Raw genomic sequence first — 21,678 nt, 5'->3', positions numbered from 1 at the left:
TGTCCATGAAACTGATTGCCACCAGCCTGTTCACCGCACTGGGCGCTGCGGCGCTGTTCACCGCGGCGGCCGCGAACGCCGAGCCGGATCGTCCGCCGAACTGCACGGCGGCCGACTTGGCCGGGGTCTCGGCGGGCGTCGCCGCCTCTACGTCGAGCTACCTGTTCACCCATCCGGATGTGAATGACTTCTTCACCAGCCAGGCGGGCAAGCCGCACAGCGAGGTACAGAGCGCGGTGCGGGCCTACTTCAGCACCAACCCGGACGCCGAAAACGATCTACGTGGCATCCGTCAGCCCATCGTCGACTTCCGTCAGCGGTGCCAGCTGCCACAGGAGCGGCAGCCATGAGGCGCGCGACGGCCGTCCTGACCGTCGCGGTAGCGTTCGCCGGCCTGCTACCGGTGGTCCAACCGGCAGCCAATGCCGACGTCTGCGTCGGAGGAGGCCGCCGGATCTCGGTGAGTGGCTGCGCCAACATCGCCGATACCGTGCAGCGCTACGCACCCCCGCCCGAGGACTATGCACCGCTGCCGGACGATCCCCCGCCTCCCCCACCCGCACCGAATGTCCATGCCTGCGTGGGGTACAACGGCCGGTGGGTCAGCGCGAGCGGCTGCAACCCCTAACTGTATTGCGCGGCAAGCTTTCCGATCACCGCGGCGAACTCGGCCATGGTGGCGTCGAGAATGTCCTGGACCGACTCGACGGCGCCGATGCGCCCGGCTACTTGACCACCCATCGGGATGAACGCGTTCATGTCACCACCGAAGTAGAGATCCATCGGGTTCCCGGTTTCGTACAGCGACACCAGATCTCGCCGCTCCAGCTCTTCGGTGCGCTCGCTGCGTAGGGCGCGCAGGCCAGGCTTGGTGAGCCGGTTGAGCATCACGGTGTCGGTTTCGCGGGCCGCGACCACCGCAGCCTTCCAGTTCCCGTGGATGGGTGATTCCGCGGCCGACATCATCCGGGTGCCCATCTGCACGCCCTCGGCACCGAGCGCGAACGCGGCGGCCATCGAGGCACCGTCGCAGATCCCTCCGGCGGCGATAATCGGCATATCCACGTGCGATCGCACCAGCGGCAGCAGCACCATGGTGGACGCGCCCTTCGGGTCCTTGAATCCGCCGCCCTCGATGCCTTCCACGACCAGCCCGTCGACTCCGGCATCGACGGCTTTGAGCGCCGCGGCCAGTGTGGGAACGACGTGAAAGACGATGAGTCCGTTGTCCTTCAGGATGCGGGTGTACTTGTTCGGATCCCCGGCGCTGGTGGTCACAAAGGTCACGCCCTGATCGACCACGAACTGTGCGATGGAGGGGTCGCGCACGAACGCCTGCGCGATGTTGACGCCAAAGGGTTTATCGGTGAGTTCACGCATGGCGCGAATCTCGGCCTTGATGGCATCGAGCTCACCCGAACTGGTTTCGATGATGCCCAGACCACCGGCATTGCAGACCGCGCTGGCGAGTTGGGATCGCGCTATCCATCCCATGGGTGCCTGCACGATCGGCCGCTCAATGCCCAGTAGTTCGGTTACCCGGTTCGTAGTCACCCGTCGAACCTACGCCGCCGTGATCGGTGGTCCGGGATCAGTTCGTATCCCACGATTGGTCACGGGTGGTGACGCCGCCGCCACCTACCGCACGGGTCCGCTCATCTAGCCGAAGAACATGTTGCGCCGGCCCGCCAGCAGCCGGTACAGCGTCTGCTGAATGGTCTCGCGCACCTGATCGGTCACATCGAAGGTCACCATCGGGTCGTCGGCGGCGGATTCGTCGAAGCCGTCGGTGGGGATCGGCGTGCCGAACTCGATATGCCACTTGGACGGCAGCGGAACCAGACCGACAGGACCGGCCGCCGGGAACAGCGGGGTCACCGGGAAGTACGGCAGACCGAACAGCCGCGCGATCACCTTCAGGTCGGCGATCATCGGGTAAATCTCCTCGGACCCGACGATCGAGCACGGGATGATCGGCGCCCCGGTGCGGATGGCTGCGGCCACGAAACCTCCGCGGCCGAACCGCTGCAGCTTGTAGCGATCCTTGAACGGCTTGCCCAGCCCCTTATATCCCTCGGGGAACACGGCGGTCAGTTCGCCCGCGGACAGTAGCCGGTGCGCATCGGCCGTGCAGGCCAGCGTATGGCCGGCCTTTCGCGCCAGCTGCCCCAGGAACGGTGCGTCGAACACCATATCGGCGGCGAGGTTACGCAGGGTGCGGTTGCCCGGGCAGCGGTCGTGCACGGCCACCGACAGCATCAGCCCGTCCAGCGGCAGCACACCTGCGTGGTTAGCCACCACAAGGGCTCCACCGGTGGCCGGGATGTTCTCCACCCCGGTCACGTCCACTCTGAACCACCGGTTGAACAGTGGCCGCAGCAAAGGAAGCAGCAGGGATTCGTTGAGGTGCTCGTCGAAGCCGAAATCGTCGACGCTGTAGTCGCCACCGACGCGGCGGCGAATGAACTCAGCGACGGCGGCGATGTTGGCCGCGAGCGCGGTCAGCGACTCCTCATCGCCCACGTGTGCGTTGCCCTGTGCCGCGCGAATCTCGTTGAGGTCATGGATCACCGCGGCCGTGTCCGTTGCCGGGGCGTCGTTGGTCAACGCTGACGGGTGCCGCCTACCGGCATCGGCCCGCGCCTCGGCCCGGCGAGCGCGGGCAGCATGGCGTTCCGAATTAGCCTGCAGTTGAATGACTTTCGCCTTTGTCTCGCCGGCCATGCTTTTCACCTCCACCCTGTTTCTACGAACTGATCTTCTGCGCGAATGCCACCGCGCGATCTCCCAATGAGCGTACCCACTCCGGCTCGATAACTGGAGTGATCCCGCGACCCCTTACGTAATCTCCGAAGGCCCCGATAGTCGTCCACTTGGGCTGGTATCCGAGCTCGGATTTCATGCGGGTGATGTCCATGGCCCGCCCGTATGCAAGCCAGTCGCGCTGCTCGGAGCTCAGTTCGGTGTACCTGGTGCCCTTGGTGAAGGACGCGATCGCGGCTACCGCAAACGACGGCACGGGAATACCGAGTTGCCCGGAGCGGCGGACGGCCTGCGACATCATCATCATGCCGTCGGCCGCGATGTTGAACGTGCCGGCCTTACCGGCCATGGTGGCGCGTTCGAGCGCACCCAGCGCATCCTGTTCATGCAGCAGCTGCAACCGAGCATCGCGCCCGAGCATGGTGGGGACCACCGGGCCCGCCAGGTAGCGAGCCAACGCGGTATCCATACCGGGGCCGATTAGATTGGCCAACCGCAGGATCGTCACCGCGACATCGGGACGCCGCCGACCCAAGCCACGCGCATAGCTCTCGATGTCGATGCTGTCCCGGGCGAACCCGTCGGCCGGTGGGCGGCGTGCGCTCATCTCTTCGGTGAACATCACCGGGTCGCGAGCACTCGCCCCGTACACCTGCGCGGTGGATTTGACCACGACACGCTGCACCGTGGGTGCCTTCTGGCACGCCGCGAACAGCTGCATCGCGCCCATCACGTTCAATTCCTTGAGCGCGGCGCGCCCACCCGAACGCGGCGAGTACGAGGCCGACGCGGTGTGTACCACCGTGTCGACCTCGCCGTTGCGAATGACCTTCGCGATGAATGGGTTGCGGATATCGGCCCGTACGAACTCGGCCCGGCCCATCCTGCGCAGCAGGTCCTTGCTTGGAGCGACAGCATCCACCGCGATGACGCGGTTGATCATCGGGTTCTGTACCAGGCGCGCAGCCAGATAGCCCCCGAGGAATCGGCTGGCCCCGGTGACCAGCACCACCCGTGGGTAATGCAGATTGGTCTCACCGGTGCTCACGGACGAAGCCTATCGATCACAGCACCAATGGGCATCCCGAGCGGATGCCCACTAACGCAAGGTTTACTTACCGAGTTTTCTGCGCTGAACCCGGGTGCGGCGAAGCAGCTTGCGGTGCTTCTTCTTGGACATACGCTTACGCCGCTTCTTGATAACTGAACCCATGAACTCCTGCTAACTACTTTGAAATCGTCTTTACCGTGGACGCGTGCACAGCGGCGTATGCCAGCCGTACACAAGGCGCCCTAACCCCACAAAGGCTTACGCCAGGGTGCCGCATGACTCTACCTGCTGCGGCCTCAGGTCAGGAAACCGGCAGAACCGGATAGCCCGCCGGGGGACACCTCCCGCTTGCGACTGCCTATCCGGCGTCGAAGTAGGAGGCCTGCAGCAGATCGTTGACCGCCTTGGCATGCACACGGAACGACCGGCCGACCCGCACCGCGGGCAGCTCTCCGTTGTGCACCAGCCGGTAGACAGTCATCTTGCTGACGCGCATCAGCGCGGCGACCTCGGCGACTGTAAGGAACTGAGCCTTCCCGGACTGGCCAGCGGCCGCCGCGTCCCGGCCCGGCTTGGCGCCGGCCCCGTCGCGTGCGGATGGCCCATTCATTGACGTCATCGCATACCCATTTCCCTAGGCACGTGTCGTGCCGCCAATCTTCCCCATCGGCGGTACGGACACGCACGTGCTAGAAGGAGAATAGCGGGACCAGTGGGGTTACTGATACCCGTGTGGGCTAATTGATCAAGATTTGGTTAAATTACTCTGATGTGATTCCGAGCTGCTCGGAGCGTGTTTTTGCGGCATCCACAGCCGCATAGACGCTTGCCCGCAAACCTCCGCGTTCCAATTCGCGCAGCGCAGCGGCGGTAGTACCACCCGGCGAGGTAATCGTCGCGCGTAGCTCGGCGGCGGTCGTATCGACCTCGGTACGGGTCTGGAGCCCGGGGGCACGATTTCCGTCCGATTCGGCTCGTTCCAGGAGCATCGCGGCGGATCCGGCCATGGTTTGGATGACCAGATCGGTGGCAACGGGGCGAGTCAGACCCGACGCGACACCCGCATCGACCAGCGCCTCGACGAGCAGAAAGAAGTACGCCGGGCCCGATCCGGACAGTGCGGTGACGGTGTCCATCTGCGATTCGGCCACCGTAATGACCGAGCCCACCGACTCCAGCAGCTCGGCGACGGCGCTGAGCTGCTCGTCATTCGCGAATCGTCCCTTAGCCAGGGCGCTGACCCCGGCGCCGACCAGCATCGGGGCGTTGGGCATCACGCGCACCACCGGCGCTCCGGCGGCCAGCTTGGATTCAAAGAAGCTCGTAGAGACTCCAGCGGCCACCGACACCAGTACCTGGTCGGTCTCGCGTTCACTGCCCTCGGCATCCAGTTTCGCCAGCGCAGCGGCGATCTCCGTCGTCGCGCTCTCCACATCGGACGGTTTGACCGCCACCACGATGAAATCGGCGCCCTCGACGGCGTCGGCCACTTCGCTGATCCGGATGGAGTACGCCTCCGCGAGGGCCTTGGCCCGGGCCGGCACCTTCTCCGAGACGACGATGTCCTTGGCTTGCCGTCCGGCCCTCAGCAGCCCGGAGATAAGTGCTTCGCCGATATTGCCGCCACCGATAATCGCGATTCTGGACATGTCGACCAGCATGGCAGACCAATTACCACGTCAGGAAACGGCTTTCCGGGCATGTGCGGGGCGCCGTGAGCAGTATGTGGGCGCCAATATCCACATTCGCCCGGGTTTGTGACTATTCGCAGACCTGACCTGCGGTAGTAGCGCGAAGATCGATATCCGGACTACAAGTTACATATGTCACAACCGCAGCGTCGCGTGCAGACGGCCCCTGTTGTCGCGCCTGTTCCCGGCCGCACCGATCTGGCCGACGGGGTGCACGGCTGGGCCCATCCCGAATTCGATCGGGTGGTCCGGAAGTTCGCGTCGATGTATGTCGGCCGCGTCGGTGGCGGCGCGCTCTGCGCGTACGTCGACGGCGAACAGGTGCTCGATATCTGGGCCGGTGAGGCGCGGCCGGGCATGTCCTGGACTCACGACACCGCACCCCTCGTGTATTCGGCATCCAAGGGCGTGACCGCCACCGTGATTCACCGGCTGGCCGACCGCGGGCTGCTGGCCTATGACGCTCCGGTGGCCCGGTACTGGCCGGAGTTCGCCGCCAACGGCAAGGAATCGATCACAGTCCGAGAGGTCTTGGCGCACAAGTCGGGACTGGCCGCACTCGCCCCCCTGGCCTCCACGCCCGAGGAACTGCTCGACCACGAGCTCATGGAGGAACGACTCGCCGCCGCACCCATCGGACGCTTCTACGGGAAGGCCGCCTACCACGCGATGAGCTACGGCTGGCTGCTGGCCGGGCTCGGACGGGCGATCACCGGACACGATATGCGCGCGCTGTACCGCGCCGAGATCGCCGAACCCCTGGGGGTCGATGGCATCCACCTGGGGCGCCCGCCGGCCGATTCGCCGACCATTCCCGCCGGAATCTATGTGCAACTCGACAAGGCGGTGAAGACGCCGTTCTTGTCTCGTGGCCTGTCCATCGGAGCACGCCTCATCGACGCCATCCCGGCCGCGCGCGGAGCCACCGGTGCGATCCACGTCCCCGGGGCCGAACGCATCATCGCCGATAACGGGCACACCAGCGCACCGCTGTTCGACACCCAGATGGGTGCGGGCAATGCCATCTGCACCGCACCGGCGCTGGCCAAGCTCTACGCCGCGCTGAGCAATCGAGGAAGCGTCGACGGTCGGCAGCTGTTGTCGGCCGAGAAGACCGCCGAGCTTGCCCGTGGGCGTGGGATCAGGCCCGGCCTTCCTGTCACGCGGGACATTTGGGACCTTGGCTACCACTGTTTCCCGGCCCCGGGCCTCGTGGGAGGTTTCGGCCACATGGGCGCGGGCGGTTCCACCGGATGGGCAGACCCGAAGCGCCACATCGCCGTTGGGCTAGCACACAACCACCTGATATTGCCCAATCCGATGCACAATGTGGCCTTCCCCCGACTATGGGCCGCGACCGTGCGAAGCGCTCGCTAGGCCGTGGCGGCGAGCGCCTGCCGATCCTCGGCGGCGAACGTGTCCTCCAGCTGGAGCGGCGAGTAGTCCAGGTCGATCTCTCCGAGCGGGCGGCCGCGGGCGCTGCTGATGGTTCCGAATCGGCGCATCCCTTTGTCGGCGGAGTACTGCATGAACTCCTCGAGGGAAAGCCCGAACGGGGTGTCTTCGCCGTAAAGCCCGAATCCTTCCTCGGTGAGACGCAGGGCGATCGGGATGAGTTCGTTCATGCGGGCCTCGAACACCGACCAGTTCGCATCGTCGGCCGCGACGTGACGACGGCAGGTGAAGGTGCCCCAGGCCATGTGCCGCCGCTCGTCGTCGCCGATCCGGCGAACCAGCTCCTGCATACCCGGGAGGATCCCGCGGTCGACGCAAATCTTGTGCCACGCATAGTATCCCGTGAGCGCGAGCATGCCTTCTACGACGTGGTTGTAGGTCACCGAGGCGCGAACCTGCGCCGTCGGCGACGGGTCGGAGGCGAGCCGCCCGAGAGCGTCGGGAAGTTCCTCGAAGAAGATCTCGCGATACGCGGGAAGCTCATCGAGGTATCCGTGCAGGTCCGCGCTGACTCCCACCGCGTCGAGCCATAGCCGGAACACCTGGGTGTGCTTGGCTTCCTCAAAAGCGAACTGCGTCAGGTACATTTCGTCGCCGAGCCGCCCCTCGGCACGCATGGCCGACATGAATGGCTGGATATCCTGGGTCACCGACTCCTCCCCCGCGATGAACTGCGCGCACAGCCGGGTGGCGTAGTCACGTTCGCGATCGGTGAGCGATTCCCAATCGGCTCGGTCGCGGGAGAAATCGATACCGGCCGGGTCCCAAAATTTCGCATTACCACCCGTGAACAGCTTGAGCGGCAAGGAATCCCAGTTGAGCCCTCCGGCCTGCAGCGATCCGTACTGTGTGCGCGTCATGAGGGCCTCCTAGTGTCGACATTGACCTAGTACCCATCCTGAATGTGAGGCGGCTCACAATCAAGGGCTCAGTCCACTGGCATCTGATCGAGAATCACTCGGGTAGCCAGCTCGGCGCTCTGCGCGGCCCCACCGATGGTCGACGGGAAGTCGGTCGCGGTCCAGTCACCGGCGAGCGCCAACCCGCGCACCGTGGTGAGCTGCGGCGGGCGCGTGCCGGCCGTACCCGGACGTTCGCTGTACGTGGCGCGCGGCATCCGCACGACCTTGGCGTGCACCAATTCCGCATCCCGGGCTGCCGGATAGTAATCGCGCAGGAACCGCATACAGGTATCGACGATCTCGCTACTCGACTTCAGTGAGTTCAACGCATACGCGGCGCTGACCGTGATCTCGTACGAATGCAGTCCGCGTTCGCTGCCGTCGTACCCCACCATCTTCTGCCGATCGAAGACTTGCTCGACAACACCTTCGCCGCCCACCAGGGCGTCGAGGATGGTTTCCAATCCCAGCGATTTATCGAGATACAGGTACACACTCACCAGCGGAGCGGGGACGAGATTGGCTGCCGCCCGGTACAACTGCTCATGCCCGGGTACCGCGTCGAGCAATCCCTCGACCGCCCAGGGCGGGACGGCGCAGATCACCGCATCGGCGGCAATTAATTCGCCATCGGTGAGCGTCACGCCGGTAACGGCGTTGTCATGCACCGTGATTGACTGAACGCCGGCACGGCCACGCACCTCACAGCCATGGTTGGCGAGCACCTTCTCGGCGCCGGTGACGAACAGCGTCGTGAAGTCCACGGTGGAGTACAGCAGCGATCCGTTGCGCGCAGCGCCGCGTCCGCGCCGGGCCATGGTGACCAGTAGATTGCGGAATGCGCTGGCGGAGATGAGGTTCGGCTTCTCATTGTGTGCACCGATGATCAGAAAATCGATCCAGGTGTCGCGGGCTATCTTGGGCATCCCGATGCGGTCAAGCCACTGTTGCGCGGTGATGGTGTCCAGATCACTGGGAGGCCGGACGCAATCCCGGACAATCCGCGCGTAAGCCCGCCACACCCGGAGCCGGTCGGCGATGCTCGCGGCGGGGAGCCACGCGAACGTCCGGAACAGTGAGGTGTCGTCCACCTCTCCCCCGGGCAGTAGTCTGCGCGCATAGGTTCCCGATTGTGCGGCCAAGAGGTCTCGCGCCCCAATGGTTTCGAGGTAGCGCAACAGCTCCTCCATCGATCCGGACATGACGTGCACGCCATTGTCCGCGACGTCATCGACCTGGGGAATCTCGATCGAATGGGTGCGGCCGCCCAACGTGGCCCGGCGTTCCAACAGCGTCACCCGGTATCCCGCCTCGGCCATCCACACCGCCGAGGCGAGCCCTGCGACTCCGGCCCCGATCACCACGCAGTGCCGGGAACCGTCAGCCACGGGCCGCGCCCAATCCGTGCGTGATGTAGTCGGCGAAGTAGCGACGCACCGCCACCGGATCCGACAGGTCGATCACGATGGGCGGGAGCACCTCGATGCTCATCAGGGTTCGGATGATCCATTCGGCGGCCTCTTCCGGCACGATGCGACCCGGAATCTCCTTGCGTTCCTGCGCTTGCCGTATGCGGGGCGTCCAGAACGCGACGGAGCGCGCCATCAGGTCCTCGCCGCGCTCGTCAAGGATGAGCTCCAGCAGATCGGTGGTGTGCAGGGCGAGGCGATCCGTCCAGCGGCGATGCTCGCAGATCCCCGCGGCCGCGGCCGAGACCTGATCGACAAGCGTGCTCTCGGCACCTACCGCCGCGGCGAAGAACTCGATGAATGCGTCTGCGAGATAACCGAATGCGGTGTCGATGGCGGCCTGCTTCCCGCCAAACCAGTTGTACAGGGTGCTACGGGATACCCCGGCTTGTTCGGCCGCGGCCGACAGATTGAACCGTTGCATGCCCGACCGCACCAGCGTCATGGCGACTGCCGCCACGATGGGTTCGGGAATATCGTCGCGCGGGTTGTCCGCCGTCGCCACCTTCATGTTGGACACAATATGAAAAAGTGTCCAACTCGTCAATGACGCTTTCTGGGAATCGCCCCACATCGGCTCGCTACGCTGAGCCGATGTCGGATCGGTCCGTAATTTTCGCCGCGCTCTCGGCCAACCCGAACGTGGTATTCGTCCGGCCAAGCCGCAAGATCTACATGCAGGACGAGCTGCACTCCGAGGGCCACCAACAGTTGCGCCAGCTGGGTCAGCCCGACGGCAGCGCCTACCTCGGGTGGCACCATCAGCAGTCCTCCTTCGACAAGGCAGGCAAGCTGACGGGCTCGCAGGCCGTCTATTTCGGCGGCGATCTAGAGGCGGTGCGCGCAGTCCTATCGGGGGTTGCCGGGGCCGGATACCTCGTGGGCGGAGGCAGCAGTGATCAGGAACCGTTCTTCATCGCCAGCGACGCTCACCCCACAGCGGCCGAACCGTCGCAGCTCGACGCACTGCGCACTCGATTGACATTGCTCACCGAGCACTGGATGAAACAGGAGCTGCGCGACGGCGAGGAGTCGCTGCTGCACAACGTGATTCAGGTCAAGGAACTGGCCGAACTGCACGCCATGTCGCGGGCAGTGCTGCGCACCCGCGGCCTGCTCACCCGCGCGGACGTCGACCCGGCGGCTTCGGATGTCACACCGAAAATGCTCGCCGAGGTCGGCGATCCGACTGCCGTGCAGACGGCTCGCGACCTCGCGCTTGGCGGCGAGGACGTCATGTCGTACCTCGACCTGGTGGCGGACAGTGGCGAGGATCCGATCGACGCCGCGATCGTGCTCGCCGAAGAGATCCGGGTCAACACCATGGCAGATCCCGCTCGGCAGCGCGCACGGCTCCGCGCCGTCGCCTATGCGATTGTGCCTGCGCGCAAGGAGATTACGCACGACGAATACCCGGAAGCCATCCGCAGTACATTTCTCGATCCGCGATTGCCGGTGTGGCTGCGGGCGCATGTGGCCATGGATAAGAGCAATCTGCCAGATCGGCAGTGGGCCTACGCCACACCAAGATTCGCCGATGCGTCACATGCGACTGAACCCAAGATCGACGTTGATCAATGGATCAGCGACGTTGATATGGTGTTAGCGCAGGCCGGATTCCCACCCTCGCCTGGATTCGACCCCGAGGACAGGTCCGACCGAAATTTCGCCATCGAGTTTCGGGAACGTTTTGCCAGCAAACATCCGGAGGGCGTGCGCGCCATCCTGGCCGATCCTCTCGCCAGCGAGCCTGCGCTCGCAGTGGCGCTGCAGCTGCTGCACACCGAGAAGCTGCTTCGCGCTTCGGATCTGGACCCGCTACGGAAGACCTGGAAGAAGCGTCTGTTCGTTAAGCCCGACACCTACACACATGCCGCTCCGGCGATCGTGACTTTCGCGGCGGCCCTGATCGAGTTCTCAGACCCCTTGGGGGACACTGTTGCCCAAGGGGTGCTGGCCGACACCCGCAAATGGTCCGCGTCGATTCGGCAGTTCATCCAGGGTGTGGTCGCTACAGATCAAGACGCCATCGACCAGCTATGGGAGATTGTCGCCACCACCGGCAACGATGAGGCCGCCCAGGCGTACTGCCTGGCACGCGCACGCCTGGAAGGCATCTCACCGATGGCGGTGGCCACCGATTCCATTGAACGCCTGCCCAAGAACCCGGAGCATCGGCGAAGTTGTATGGCCACCCCTGCCATCGCCTTCGCCGATGGCACCCCGCTGTGGGCTCACTACTACTACAACGACAGCTCGCTACGCCGCATCGATGCCGCGCTACGAGTGATTGCAGATACCGCCCTTCCCGTGGCCATCCGCCGCAGGGTCCAGCATTTAGCAGGGACCTCACACTGCCTCGAGTACCCAGACTCTATGCACCACCATCAGCAACTCCCTGCCGATGCGGTGGCACTGGCCGCACGACGAGCCGCGCTGGCAGACATCCCCGACACCGCGCCAGCAGCGCCCGCCGGAGAACGTGTGTCCTGGGCGGGCCGACTGCGGAACCGGCTACGGCGGCGCTAGGCAGGCACGCAGACGATGACCGGGATGTCCCGGTCCGTGTTCTTCTGGTAGCCCGCGTAACCCGGGTTGACCTTGACGATCGCCGGCCACAGCGCGGCCTTCTCCTCGGCGGAGGCTGTGTGTGCCGTGAAGGGACGCGTCACGTCATCCACGGCGATTTCGACTGCGGGGTTTTTGACGAGGTTCTTGTACCAGGCCGGGTTGTCCGTGCCGCCACCGTAGGAGGCCACCAGCACCACCCTGCTGGGCTCGTAGATCGGCGCGGTCAGCAGTGTGCCGCGACGCTGGCCCGTCTTGCTGCCGATGGTGTAGAGCTCCACCGGCTGCATGCCCAGCACCTTCTTGGGATAGCGACCGCCGGTGAGCGCGAGCACCGCGCGGTGCCCGTTCTCCAGGAACCAGGCGCCAATTCGGATGGCCCAATCGGGTTGCTTGCTCACAGATATCTCCTAAACCGGTTCACAGATGACGACGGGAATGTCTCGGGTGGTGCTGCGCTGGTATCCCGCGTACGGGTTGCCGACGCCGCGCGTGATCTCGGGCCAGAGTTCGGCCTTCTCCTCGGCCGAAGCGGTGCGCGCGATGTAGGGCTTGGTCTCGCCGCGCACGGTGATCTCGACATTCGGATTCGCGACGAGATTCAAATACCAGGCGGGGTTATGGGAGGCTCCGCCCAGCGAGGCGATCACGACGATGCGCTCGGGCGTGAAGATGGGCGAACTCAACAAGGACGAGCGGCGCTCACCGGACTTGCGTCCGATGGTGTGCAACTCCAGTGTGGGCATGAAACCGAGCTTGTGCGGCCAGCGACCGCCCGTCAGCTTCAACAGCGCCCGGTGCCCGTTTTCCAGTACCCAGGCGCCGCCCTCGGCGAGCCAGTCAGGTGTCTTCTGCTTGTCGCCCATGCCCGTCTCCCTCGTCAGGTAGCCCGATCAGTTTACCGGCACCATGGCGAGCTGGCGAGACTGCACCACCAGAGCGCCCTCGGAGTCGATCACCGTGTGTTCGGAGTCAAACCAGTGTTGGCCGATCTGGTTGGTGCTGCACAACACCCGCAACCAGCCGTCCGCAGGCAGCGTACGTAGATACGTGGTCAGCTGCACGGTGGGCGCCCAGCCGAAACGCCCCAGCGGGAAGGTCACCGGCACCGAGATATCGCCGCATACCAGGGCGAACAACCCGTCGGGGGCCATATCGCGCGGGCGTGCCCACAACACGATCTCGGGCTTGCCGCGCTCGCTCAGATCGCTCATCGACCGCAGCGAAGGACGCACATCGATTCCGCCGAACAGATGGAAGATGTCCCCCATCGGATGACCCTCGGCAATCGGGGCCACTCCGGGCGGCGGTTCGGCGGGCAGCTGGGTGAGAGCGGGCGGCAGTGCCGTCAGCAGCGGGCCCACATGCAGTTCGGGCGTGCCGAGGGTGACGACGGCGTGTACCGCGGTGCGGTCACCCTGGATGAGCTCGGCATCGACGAGGGAGATCTGCCTGCCGCGTTTGCGTACGGAGGTGCGCACCTGCATGTCGCCGGGAGACGGGGCGAACAGGTAGCTCGCGCTGACGGCGATGGGCTCACTCTCGCCGAGCGTCTCGCGCGCCGCACCCGCGAGCAGCGCGAGCATGACGCCGCCGTGCAGCTTGGGTCCGATGGTCCAGGTGTCATTCAAGTGCGCGTCAAACAGTCCTTCACCCGCCGGGGTGAGAGACATTGCGTGCGCGAAGGGGGCATCAACCACGCCGTCTATCGCACCAGATGAGTTCTGGCGAACTCCAGCGACTCCCTCAAAATGGCCTCGCGCTGGTCTTCGGTGCGCGCGGTCGAGGTGTGTACCTCCAGCACCACCTGCCCGGTGAAGTCGCCGGCCGCCAACTCCCGGCATACCTGCGCGACGGGCTGAGTTCCCTTGCCGGGCACCAGATGTTCATCGACCGATGCACCGGTGCCATCGGTGAGATGCAGGTGCGTCAGCCCCGATCCCATGCGGCGCATCATGTCCAACGCGTCGGTACCGGCGGTCGCGGTATGCGACAGGTCGAGGGTGTAATGCGCGTGGTCGGCGTCGGTGGGATCGAATGACGGCGCAAAGGCGGACACCCCGATTCCGGGTCTGCCGCCGCGGCGCTTCATGCGTTCCACCGAGGACTGTCCCGCACCGAAGAGACGGTCGGCCCGCAGTGGGAACATGTTCTCCACCGCTACGTGTACATCGCTCGAATCCTCGAGCGCGGCAACCTGTTCGGCGAATCCCTCGGCATACCGGCGCTGCCACCGAAACGGCGGGTGCACCACAACGGTTTGCGCGCCCAATTTCTCGGCGGCACGAACACTGCGTTCCAGCTTCGGAATCGGATTGGCACCCCAAACGCGCTGCGACACAAGCAGGCACGGGGCATGCACCGACAACACCGGCATGTCGTACTTGCGGGAGAGTTTCGCGACGGCACTGACATCCTGGCTCACCGCCTCGGCCCACACCATCAGCTCGACACCGTCGTAGCCGAGCCGGGCCGCATACTCGAAGGCCGCTTCGGTTTTGAGTGGATACACCGAAGCCGTGGACAGACCAACCTTGATCGCAGGGCGCACGGTTCGGTAACGCTACCTAATCAACCGCTTGCAGCATGAGTACAAGTGGGCCGAAGGCGATCAGCGCTCCCACCACAATCGCGATGAGAATGCTGGCCAGGTCCACCGTTTTGCGAATCACCCACAGTGAGGCGACCAGAATTGCGATGAACAACACACCCAGGACCAACGCGATGCCCTGATTCCAGCTCCACAGTTCCCGGAATCCGAAGAAGAGGCCCGCACCCGCAGCGGCGGCCAGCAGGTACTGCGCGGCGATCCAGCTGCCCTGCAGGTAGGTCTTGATCTTCTCCCGGCGGTCGGCCTTGGCCGCGGCTGTGTCGGATTCGGACTTCTTGTCGGTGTCGGCCGCGGCAAGCTGACTGACCTCGGAGTCGGCCCCGTGCTGGCCGACGAGCTCCTGAAGCTCATGTTCCAGTTGGTAGTCGTTCTCGTCGTAATCGTTCTCCGCGCCCTCGACATCGTGCTCGGCGTCGTGTGAGGTCCACTCCACGGCCGAGGTACGTCCGTACGGGTCGTCTTCTTCGTACCGCGCGTAGTCGTCGTGCTCGTCCTCATGGACTTCCGGATGGACTTCCGGTTCCGGATGCGCGACCGCCTCGGGCTCCCGCTCCGGCACAGGCGCGGGCTCGGGTTCCGGTTCGACGGACGCGGGGACAGACACCTGCGGAGGCGGAGTCACCGGAGGTGTCTGCACGGCCCGTGGGGCAGGTACGACCGCCGGTGCCGGTGCGGCGGCCTCGGGCTTAGGCGCGGGCTCGGACTTGGGCGCGGGCGCGGGCTCGGACTTGGGTGCGCCGGTGACCGGGGAGATGACACCGGTGGCGTCGTTGAAGTCGATCGACTTCCGTGGTTCTCCGGGCCGGGCGACGGGTGTGGGGGTCGGCGGGAAGATGCTGCGAAGCGAAGACGCCATCGAGGAAGGCTGTCCCGGTGTCGACGACGTGCTGGGGCCGCGACGCGCCGCCTCGTCGGCCATGCTGTCGCCACCGAACAGCGCATCCTCGTTGGAGCGCAGGTAGGAACGAGCCTCCGATGGAGCTGGCGCTTCCGGGGCCTTGGCCGCCTCGGGCGCGGCAGCGGTTTCGGGTGTGGGTGCCGGGTTCGGGCGCGCCCGGCCGCCCTTCTTGTCACGGATGACGGGGATCTCACCGGTCAGCTCGGCCACCGGGATCGCGTCAGCATTGCCGCGCATGCGGCGGCGGTGTCCGCTGATCTTGCCGTCGGCGGCGCCATTGCGGGCCAGCAGCTCGGCAACCGATACCGGCCGCTGCGTGTCGTCTGACTCGGTCATGTCCTCTCCTACCGTCCGAGGACGGGTTCAGTCAACGAGTGCGGTGCCATCTGCTTCGCTATCCAGCTTCCGCAGAATTAGCCCTTCGCGCAGTGCCCACGGACAGATGTCGACCGCCTCTAGCGACAGAGCACGCATGCTTGCCTCCGCAACGAGTGCTCCGGCGACGATCTGAGGCGCCCTGTCGACACTGACTCCCTCCAACTCCGCACGGTCCGCGGTCGTCATTCGCGAGATGAACGCGATCAACTGGCGCAGTCCGCTTGCTGTAAGTGTCCTCTTAACACGTGGTCCTGCGCCGGAAGGTGCAGCACCGGTGAGTCGCGCGAGCGACCGGAACGTTTTCGAGGACGCTACGGCCAGATCGGGCACCCCGGCCGCCGCCACCTGTTTGGCGGCGTCGACCAGTTCCGATTCCAGCCAGTCACGCAGCATAGCGACGCGGCGACGTCCCGGCGGATCTTCGGCCAACCACTCCCGCGTCAATCGGCCGGCCCCGAAGGGCAGGGACAACGCGATGTCGGGTTCTTCGTCGACTCCGCAGGACATCTCCAGGGAGCCACCGCCGATGTCGAGGTTGATGATGCGTCCCGCACTCCAGCCGTACCATCGGCGCACCGCCAGAAAGGTCAGCCGCGACTCGTTGACGCCCGAGAGCACCGCGAGATCCACGCCGGTTTCCTTCTTGACGCGGACCAGCACCTCATCGGAGTTCGTGGCATCGCGCACCGCCGAGGTGGCGAACGCCATGATCTCCGCGCAGCCCGAGCTGCGGGCAATCTTGGAGAACTCCTGGATGGTGTGCACCAGGCTGTCCGCCCCCTTGCGGGTGAGCTTGCCCGACTCGTCGATGGCCTCTGCCAGACGCAACGCCGCCTTGGTGGAACTCATGGGTGTGGGGTGACCACCCCGTCGGGCATCAACCACCAACAGGTGCACCGTGTTGCTGCCGACATCCAGCACGCCTAATCGCACGCTGCACAGGTTAGTGGGTCTACCGTTTACATCTGTGACGACGCTGCCAAAACAGCCCTTTGGACGTGACGCCTCCCTCGACGGCCAGGAGGTGGAGCTCGACTTCGCCCGCGAATGGGTGGAGTTCTACGACCCGGAGAATCCGGAACATTTGATCAAGGCGGACATGACCTGGCTGCTGTCGCATTGGACCTGCGTGTTCGGCACGCCGGCCTGCCAGGGAACCGTTGCTGGGCGCCCTGACGACGGTTGCTGCTCACACGGCGCCTTTTTGTCGGATGCCGATGACCGGGCGAATCTGGACGATTCGGTGAAACAGCTCACCGACGCCGACTGGCAATTCCGGGAGAAGGGGCTGGGCCGCAAGGGCTACCTGGAGAAGGACGAGCTCGACGGGGAAAAGCAGTGGCGCACACGCAAGTACAAGGGTGCGTGCATATTCCTGAACCGTCCCGGTTTCGCCGGTGGTATCGGTTGTGCCCTGCATTCCAAGGCGCTCAAGCTCGGTGTGGAGCCCCTGACGATGAAGCCCGAGGTGTGCTGGCAGCTCCCGATCCGGCGGACGCAGGCCTGGGTGGATCGTCCGGACGGTTCGCAGATTCTCAAGACGACGATTACCGAGTACGACCGGCGCGGCTGGGGCGAGGGCGGCGCCGACCTGCATTGGTACTGCACGGGAGATCCCGCGGCGCACGTCGGCAAGAAGCAGGTGTGGCAGTCGTACGCCCCGGAACTGACGGAGCTGCTGGGCGAGAAGGCCTACGCGGAGCTTGCCGCGATGTGCAAGCGCCGCAAGGGGCTGGGACTGATCGCGGTACATCCGGCGACGGTCGCCGCGGCGCCCCACTAGCGCCCGGACGTGCTGCCCACTCGGCGCGAGCATGCTCGCCGCTAGAGACCGGCGAAGAGGTCGGTCTCGGATGCCGTGGTTACGACACGACTCCGCGCGAGCTCGAACTTCTCCGTGGGCCAGAGGTGCTGGCGCCAGGTCCACGGCACCAGGAAGAACGGGCCGTTGGGATCGACCTGCGACGCGTGAGCCCGCAGTGCCCTGTCGCGCACGGAGAAGTAGTCGCCGCACGCGACCTCGGTTGTCGCACGACGGCCCCGCACTCTTCGTGTGAGCACGCTCGAGGCCCGCACCCAACCGGGTACCGCCACCTCCCCCAGCCGCAGATCCCGAGGTGCTGCTGCGCTGGATGTGCGCCGAGGGATGCGGCTGATGATTCGCTCGGCGCGACCCGCGATCCTCACCATCCGCGGTGTCACTCGGACGACTTCGTGAAAGTAGTAGAGCTTGGCCACACTCGCGCAGTCCTCGTAGGCCGCGACGGCCATCTGATGGCAGCGGATGTGATCGGGGTGCGGATAACCGCCGCATTCGTTATAGGTGACCATGACGTGCGGCCGGAATTGCTTGATCACCTCGACGAGCCGTGCCGATGACTCGGCGAGCGGCACGCGCGCGAAACCATCGGCCGGTACCAGGCCCGGGTCCAGGTGCAGGCCGGAGTCGGTGAAGCCCAGCCAGTGATGGCCGACACCAAGGGTTTTCGCGGCAAGTGCCATTTCCTCGCGGCGCACATTCGTCAGGTTTTCGTGGATTCCCGGCAGGTTCATCGCCGGGTTGAGAATGTCACCACGCTCGCCGCCGGTGGCCGTCACGACGAGAACCTCATGCCCCTCGGCCGCGTACTTGGCCAGGGTCGCCGCACCGCGGCTCGACTCGTCGTCGGGGTGGGCGTGCACCGCCATCAACCGCATCGTGTCAGTGGACCACAACGCGCCGGCAGTGCACCTCCCGGCCGGGGTCAGCTGGTGCGCTGCGGCCCGCGTACCGGCAGTTCACGGGCCAGCCCGCCGAGACCGAACCAGAAGACGGGCTGGAGGATGGCGGCAACCGGGCGGATCAGGAACCGCGAGCCAGGAATGTTCGTCAGGTACCGCGGCGCGCAGGACAGCGTCCAGTCGACGGTTGCCTTGCCGGGGTCGGCTTCCGGCACAACCCGGTACTCCTCACACCAGGAGCCGAACACCGGCAACGTGGCGTCCAGCGCCGTGTACCGCATGACGCGGGGCGCGTCGAAATGAATGATCTGCTCGTGCTGGGCGAAGACCATCCAGGAGTGGATATACATCTGAAAGTCCCGCACGGTGCCGTCCGTCGGCGCGATGTCCAGCGGGTACCGGCAGCCCCAGACCGAGGGCAGCCACGACCACATCCGGTCGCCCGACACCACCCGCCATACCTCCTCGGGCGGCGCGTCGAAGGTGCGACGGACTCGGGTCACGAACGGCGCCGTCGCGAAGAATTCCTCGACCCCGTCGGCCGCAATCGGCACCGCGTCAAACCGCATGTTCGATCTCCTTCACCGGGCTGTTTATCCGCTTGAATTCGTATGCGGTCGAAGGGAATTGAACGCTGCGCCGGTAGGACTGCAAGACCGTCCACGGCCGCACATAGGGCGTATGGCCCTGCGAGTTGATGAAATAGCTGTTTGATCCGGCACAGTTCACCGTGAAGTACCGATTCAGGTTGGCACCGCTGCGGGAGATGCTGGCCTGGAAATCGTCGAGCGCCTCCTGGGTCACCTCAACCCAGGTGGCCTTCCTGGCCCGGGCGAGTTTGATGACGGCCTCGATGTGCCGCATCGAGTTCTCCAGGATGTAGTGGAAGCTGGTGCCGGTCCACGAGTACGGGCCGACGAGCATGAACCTGTTGGGCAGTCCCGGCACCGAGGTGCTCTGGTAGGCCTGCAGCCCGTTGTCGCGATAGAACTCGGCCAGGTCGAATCCCTTGGCACCCAACACCGTTCCCACCCGATAGGTCTCGGCGTCGGAAAACATCTCGTACCCGGTGGCCAGGACCAGGACGTCGACACGGCGCTCGACGCCCGCCTTGTCCACAATGCCTGTCGGGGTGATCCGCTCGATACCGTTCGACACCAGCGTCACATTCGAACGGTTGAAGGTCGGCAGGTAATCGGCGCCCAGCGTGCCCCGTGTGCATCCCGCGCCGAACCGTGGGCGCAGCTGCTCCCGAACCTCTGGACTATCCACCTTGTACCGCAGCCAGCCGCGGTATGCCCACAATGCCACCCGGTCGAATATCGCCCCGCCCACCCGGAACAATGGTTTCGGTGTGTAGATCAGCACACGCAGGCCGAGTTCGACTCCGGCCAAGGCGATCCCGTTCAAGCCATTGGCGAACCTACGTCCGGACAACAGTCGCTGCAGCAGCTTCGGTAGCCGGAAATCAGGTTTCGGGAAGTACCACTGCGGCGTCCGCTGGTACACGTCCAGATGCTCCACCTCACCGGCGATGGCCGGAGCGATCTGCACGGTGGAACTACCGACACCGACAATTCCGACGCGCTTACCGCGCATGTCGATGTCGTGTTGCCACCGGGACGGCACCTGGATCGGCCCCGCGAAGCTGTCCAGACCTGGAATGTCCGGTGCCGTGCGCGGATTGATGTAGGCGCCGATTGCGCTGATCAGGAATCTCGACGAGATGACGTCACCATCGGCGGTATGCACCTGCCAGAGATGGTTGTCTTCGTCGAACACCTCACGTTCGACGCATGTCCCGAATCTCGCATGTGCGCGCAGTCCGTGCTCGGCAACCAGATCCAGTGCGTACTGCTGTATCTCGGATCCGGTCGCGAAGAATCGCTGCCAGTCCCCCTTAGGGGCAAAGGTGAATTGATACGCGACGACCGGGATGTCGGCGCCGACCCCCGGATAGGTGTTGCGTAGCCATGTGCCACCGAAGTCCTCGTCGCGGTCGATGATCACGAAGTTTTCGATCCCGATCTCGAGCAGCTTGATGGCCGCGCAGATGCCACCCAACCCGGCGCCGATGATCGCCACCTCGTAATCGGGTTCGTCATGCAATCCCATGACTATGTCCATGGCTCGTTTCACGCACGTTCCCTTCCATTTCTCGGGGCATATCTCGATGGACCGCCCGGTCGGTGACACGCTCCGCGCGCACACTCACCGACCCCGGGCGGGTCCGCTAGATTTAATAGACTGACACGCCATTCACTAAATATCAAGACGTCCACGATCGCCCACGCTGCGGAAACCCGCGCATTCCAGAACCTATGCGTGATCTGAAGTATCCAGTACTATCCGTTTCACCAAACTTGCTGGATCGACGTGGATCGGGAGACACCGTGGGCATGCTGCAGGATCCGAGACTGGCCGAATCTCTGGTGGACCCGACGCGGATCACCCACCTACCGAGACGCGATCACGGCTATCTCGATGTGCTCGGCCCGGAGAATGACGAGCCGGTGTCACTGGCCAACCGGTTCATGCAAAGCCCGCTGTTGGCGTCGATCTACGAGCGTGCCTGGCGGCCGATGTTCACCCGCGGATTCAGCTATGGCGGCAAGAGCACCCTCAAGGCACACACCACGTTGATGGACGAGATCGCCGGTCGTGGCGATCGCAAGATCCTCGATGTCGCATGTGGCCCCGGCCTCTACACACGCGAGCTCGCGGCACAGCTCGGAACCGGAGGTGTGTGCATCGGCCTGGATTTGTCCGGACCGATGCTGCGACGGGCCGTACGCGATAACTCGGCGGAACGCGTCGACTACATACGTGGGAGCGCACATGCACTGCCGTTCGGCGACGCGGCATTCGACACCGTGGTGTGTCTGGCCGCGCTGTACCTCATCCCCGATCCCGAGCAAGCCGTGCGCGAGCTGTGCCGGGTGGCCGGCCCAGACGGACAGATCGTGATCTTCACATCCCTGCGGACCGCCGCGGCGTCCCTGCCCGGCGTCACCCGGGCAATGCGCGTCGGCGGCTTCCGCGCGTTTGGGCGCGACGAGGTCACCGGCTGGCTGCGCGCCCAGGGATGGACCGAAATCGACCAAACACTGACCGGCCAAGGGCAATTCATCCGGGCACGCCGCGCGGCCGCTCTCCGGATGGCGACCTAGC

General features: G+C 65.1%; 24 protein-coding genes. 6 read left to right on the top strand and 18 right to left on the bottom strand.

Annotated features, from left to right (window positions below):
- Positions 1 to 5: 5 nt before the first annotated feature.
- Positions 6 to 350, top strand: a complete 345-nt coding sequence (locus BKG76_RS15375; RefSeq protein ID WP_070938386.1) for a heme-binding protein — start codon at positions 6 to 8, stop codon at positions 348 to 350.
- Positions 347 to 628 carry a hypothetical protein gene (locus BKG76_RS15370; protein WP_070938385.1) on the top strand — a complete coding sequence of 94 codons (282 nt, stop codon included), beginning with the start codon at positions 347 to 349 and terminating at the stop codon, positions 626 to 628. The genes BKG76_RS15375 and BKG76_RS15370 overlap by 4 nt, the downstream gene beginning before the upstream one ends.
- Here BKG76_RS15370 and BKG76_RS15365 read toward each other — a convergent pair.
- The 6 genes from BKG76_RS15365 to proC all read right to left on the bottom strand — a co-directional run bounded on the left by BKG76_RS15365 (position 625) and on the right by proC (position 5,463).
- Positions 625 to 1,554 (bottom strand): NAD(P)H-dependent flavin oxidoreductase, encoded by a 930-nt coding sequence (locus BKG76_RS15365; RefSeq protein ID WP_070938384.1) that lies wholly within the window; start codon positions 1,552 to 1,554, stop codon positions 625 to 627. The two genes, BKG76_RS15370 and BKG76_RS15365, sit on opposite strands and share 4 nt — an antisense overlap.
- A gap of 105 nt (positions 1,555 to 1,659) precedes the next feature.
- Positions 1,660 to 2,724, bottom strand: a complete 1,065-nt coding sequence (locus BKG76_RS15360; protein WP_070938383.1) for a lysophospholipid acyltransferase family protein — start codon at positions 2,722 to 2,724, stop codon at positions 1,660 to 1,662.
- 22 nt (positions 2,725 to 2,746) lie between these two features.
- Positions 2,747 to 3,811 (bottom strand): SDR family oxidoreductase, encoded by a 1,065-nt coding sequence (locus BKG76_RS15355; RefSeq protein WP_070938382.1) that lies wholly within the window; start codon positions 3,809 to 3,811, stop codon positions 2,747 to 2,749.
- Between the two features lie 63 nt (positions 3,812 to 3,874).
- A complete protein-coding gene (locus tag BKG76_RS24485; protein WP_003402602.1) occupies positions 3,875 to 3,976 on the bottom strand; it encodes a 30S ribosomal protein bS22 in 102 nt (33 codons plus the stop codon).
- Positions 3,977 to 4,172: 196 nt separating this feature from the next.
- The gene (locus BKG76_RS15350) at positions 4,173 to 4,433 is read right to left on the bottom strand and encodes a helix-turn-helix domain-containing protein (RefSeq protein ID WP_070938381.1); all 261 of its coding nucleotides are present in this window, start codon (positions 4,431 to 4,433) and stop codon (positions 4,173 to 4,175) included.
- Positions 4,434 to 4,575: 142 nt separating this feature from the next.
- A complete protein-coding gene (gene proC, locus BKG76_RS15345) occupies positions 4,576 to 5,463 on the bottom strand; it encodes a pyrroline-5-carboxylate reductase (protein WP_191987101.1) in 888 nt (295 codons plus the stop codon).
- A 174-nt stretch (positions 5,464 to 5,637) separates the two neighbouring features.
- Here proC and BKG76_RS15340 point away from each other — a divergent pair, with 174 nt between their 5' ends.
- A complete protein-coding gene (locus BKG76_RS15340) occupies positions 5,638 to 6,882 on the top strand; it encodes a serine hydrolase domain-containing protein (protein ID WP_070938379.1) in 1,245 nt (414 codons plus the stop codon).
- On the opposite strand, the gene BKG76_RS15335 is transcribed toward BKG76_RS15340, so the two are convergent.
- The 3 genes from BKG76_RS15335 to BKG76_RS15325 form a co-directional block, all read right to left on the bottom strand.
- On the bottom strand, positions 6,879 to 7,820 hold the full coding sequence (locus tag BKG76_RS15335; protein WP_070938378.1) for a R2-like ligand-binding oxidase: 942 nt from the start codon (positions 7,818 to 7,820) through the stop codon (positions 6,879 to 6,881). The genes BKG76_RS15340 and BKG76_RS15335 overlap by 4 nt on opposite strands.
- A gap of 68 nt (positions 7,821 to 7,888) precedes the next feature.
- Entirely contained in the window at positions 7,889 to 9,250 is a 1,362-nt protein-coding gene (locus BKG76_RS15330) for a hydroxysqualene dehydroxylase (protein WP_165611519.1), read from the bottom strand.
- Entirely contained in the window at positions 9,243 to 9,842 is a 600-nt protein-coding gene (locus tag BKG76_RS15325; protein WP_070938377.1) for a TetR/AcrR family transcriptional regulator, read from the bottom strand. Before BKG76_RS15325 ends, BKG76_RS15330 begins: the two co-directional genes overlap by 8 nt.
- An 83-nt stretch (positions 9,843 to 9,925) precedes the next feature.
- Between BKG76_RS15325 and BKG76_RS15320 the strand changes: the two genes are divergently transcribed.
- The gene (locus BKG76_RS15320; protein ID WP_070938376.1) at positions 9,926 to 11,860 is read left to right on the top strand and encodes a hypothetical protein; all 1,935 of its coding nucleotides are present in this window, start codon (positions 9,926 to 9,928) and stop codon (positions 11,858 to 11,860) included.
- Here BKG76_RS15320 and BKG76_RS15315 read toward each other — a convergent pair.
- From BKG76_RS15315 to BKG76_RS15290, 6 genes are read right to left on the bottom strand one after another with little or no spacing between them, the layout of a single operon-like run.
- A complete protein-coding gene (locus BKG76_RS15315) occupies positions 11,857 to 12,300 on the bottom strand; it encodes a nitroreductase/quinone reductase family protein (protein WP_070938375.1) in 444 nt (147 codons plus the stop codon). The two genes, BKG76_RS15320 and BKG76_RS15315, sit on opposite strands and share 4 nt — an antisense overlap.
- Positions 12,301 to 12,309: 9 nt before the next feature.
- Positions 12,310 to 12,765: a nitroreductase/quinone reductase family protein gene (locus tag BKG76_RS15310; protein ID WP_070938374.1), complete on the bottom strand. Its 456-nt coding sequence runs from the start codon at positions 12,763 to 12,765 to the stop codon at positions 12,310 to 12,312.
- Between the two features lie 27 nt (positions 12,766 to 12,792).
- Entirely contained in the window at positions 12,793 to 13,599 is an 807-nt protein-coding gene (locus BKG76_RS15305) for a thioesterase family protein (protein WP_109420758.1), read from the bottom strand.
- A gap of 5 nt (positions 13,600 to 13,604) precedes the next feature.
- Positions 13,605 to 14,450, bottom strand: a complete 846-nt coding sequence (locus BKG76_RS15300) for a sugar phosphate isomerase/epimerase family protein (RefSeq protein WP_070938372.1) — start codon at positions 14,448 to 14,450, stop codon at positions 13,605 to 13,607.
- Between the two features lie 16 nt (positions 14,451 to 14,466).
- A complete protein-coding gene (locus tag BKG76_RS15295; protein WP_070938371.1) occupies positions 14,467 to 15,744 on the bottom strand; it encodes a hypothetical protein in 1,278 nt (425 codons plus the stop codon).
- A gap of 27 nt (positions 15,745 to 15,771) precedes the next feature.
- Positions 15,772 to 16,719 carry a Ppx/GppA phosphatase family protein gene (locus BKG76_RS15290; RefSeq protein WP_070938370.1) on the bottom strand — a complete coding sequence of 316 codons (948 nt, stop codon included), beginning with the start codon at positions 16,717 to 16,719 and terminating at the stop codon, positions 15,772 to 15,774.
- A gap of 34 nt (positions 16,720 to 16,753) precedes the next feature.
- Between BKG76_RS15290 and BKG76_RS15285 the strand changes: the two genes are divergently transcribed.
- Positions 16,754 to 17,569 carry a hypothetical protein gene (locus tag BKG76_RS15285; RefSeq protein ID WP_070938369.1) on the top strand — a complete coding sequence of 272 codons (816 nt, stop codon included), beginning with the start codon at positions 16,754 to 16,756 and terminating at the stop codon, positions 17,567 to 17,569.
- Between the two features lie 41 nt (positions 17,570 to 17,610).
- On the opposite strand, the gene mca is transcribed toward BKG76_RS15285, so the two are convergent.
- The 3 genes from mca to BKG76_RS15270 are packed head-to-tail and all read right to left on the bottom strand — an operon-like array spanning position 17,611 to position 20,634.
- Positions 17,611 to 18,483, bottom strand: a complete 873-nt coding sequence (gene mca / locus BKG76_RS15280) for a mycothiol conjugate amidase Mca (protein ID WP_070938368.1) — start codon at positions 18,481 to 18,483, stop codon at positions 17,611 to 17,613.
- Between the two features lie 47 nt (positions 18,484 to 18,530).
- Complete coding sequence (locus BKG76_RS15275; RefSeq protein ID WP_070938367.1) at positions 18,531 to 19,076, bottom strand: SRPBCC family protein; 546 nt, start codon at positions 19,074 to 19,076, stop codon at positions 18,531 to 18,533.
- Positions 19,066 to 20,634 carry a flavin-containing monooxygenase gene (locus BKG76_RS15270; RefSeq protein WP_207543785.1) on the bottom strand — a complete coding sequence of 523 codons (1,569 nt, stop codon included), beginning with the start codon at positions 20,632 to 20,634 and terminating at the stop codon, positions 19,066 to 19,068. The genes BKG76_RS15275 and BKG76_RS15270 overlap by 11 nt, the downstream gene beginning before the upstream one ends.
- A 272-nt stretch (positions 20,635 to 20,906) precedes the next feature.
- On the opposite strand from BKG76_RS15270, the gene BKG76_RS15265 reads away from it, so the two are divergent.
- The gene (locus BKG76_RS15265) at positions 20,907 to 21,677 is read left to right on the top strand and encodes a class I SAM-dependent methyltransferase (protein ID WP_070938366.1); all 771 of its coding nucleotides are present in this window, start codon (positions 20,907 to 20,909) and stop codon (positions 21,675 to 21,677) included.
- Position 21,678 lies beyond the last annotated feature (1 nt).

Source organism: Mycobacteroides franklinii (assembly GCF_001853795.1).
Taxonomy (GTDB): Bacteria; Actinomycetota; Actinomycetes; order Mycobacteriales; family Mycobacteriaceae; genus Mycobacterium; species Mycobacterium franklinii.
The sequence above is the reverse complement of the archived record's forward strand: the minus strand, read 5'-3'. Positions and strand labels throughout refer to the sequence as shown.

Coding starts and splice junctions, on each gene's coding strand:
- BKG76_RS15335 (WP_070938378.1), bottom strand. CDS start 7,820: ATGACGCGCACACAGTACGGATCGCTGCAGGCCGGAGGGCTCAACTGG.
- BKG76_RS15370 (WP_070938385.1), top strand. CDS start 347: ATGAGGCGCGCGACGGCCGTCCTGACCGTCGCGGTAGCGTTCGCCGGC.
- BKG76_RS15310 (WP_070938374.1), bottom strand. CDS start 12,765: ATGGGCGACAAGCAGAAGACACCTGACTGGCTCGCCGAGGGCGGCGCC.
- BKG76_RS24485 (WP_003402602.1), bottom strand. CDS start 3,976: ATGGGTTCAGTTATCAAGAAGCGGCGTAAGCGTATGTCCAAGAAGAAG.
- BKG76_RS15360 (WP_070938383.1), bottom strand. CDS start 2,724: ATGGCCGGCGAGACAAAGGCGAAAGTCATTCAACTGCAGGCTAATTCG.
- BKG76_RS15275 (WP_070938367.1), bottom strand. CDS start 19,076: ATGCGGTTTGACGCGGTGCCGATTGCGGCCGACGGGGTCGAGGAATTC.
- BKG76_RS15265 (WP_070938366.1), top strand. CDS start 20,907: ATGCTGCAGGATCCGAGACTGGCCGAATCTCTGGTGGACCCGACGCGG.
- BKG76_RS15325 (WP_070938377.1), bottom strand. CDS start 9,842: ATGAAGGTGGCGACGGCGGACAACCCGCGCGACGATATTCCCGAACCC.
- BKG76_RS15320 (WP_070938376.1), top strand. CDS start 9,926: ATGTCGGATCGGTCCGTAATTTTCGCCGCGCTCTCGGCCAACCCGAAC.
- mca (WP_070938368.1), bottom strand. CDS start 18,483: ATGCGGTTGATGGCGGTGCACGCCCACCCCGACGACGAGTCGAGCCGC.
- BKG76_RS15375 (WP_070938386.1), top strand. CDS start 6: ATGAAACTGATTGCCACCAGCCTGTTCACCGCACTGGGCGCTGCGGCG.
- BKG76_RS15340 (WP_070938379.1), top strand. CDS start 5,638: ATGTCACAACCGCAGCGTCGCGTGCAGACGGCCCCTGTTGTCGCGCCT.
- BKG76_RS15295 (WP_070938371.1), bottom strand. CDS start 15,744: ATGACCGAGTCAGACGACACGCAGCGGCCGGTATCGGTTGCCGAGCTG.
- proC (WP_191987101.1), bottom strand. CDS start 5,463: ATGTCCAGAATCGCGATTATCGGTGGCGGCAATATCGGCGAAGCACTT.
- BKG76_RS15270 (WP_207543785.1), bottom strand. CDS start 20,634: ATGGACATAGTCATGGGATTGCATGACGAACCCGATTACGAGGTGGCG.
- BKG76_RS15350 (WP_070938381.1), bottom strand. CDS start 4,433: ATGACGTCAATGAATGGGCCATCCGCACGCGACGGGGCCGGCGCCAAG.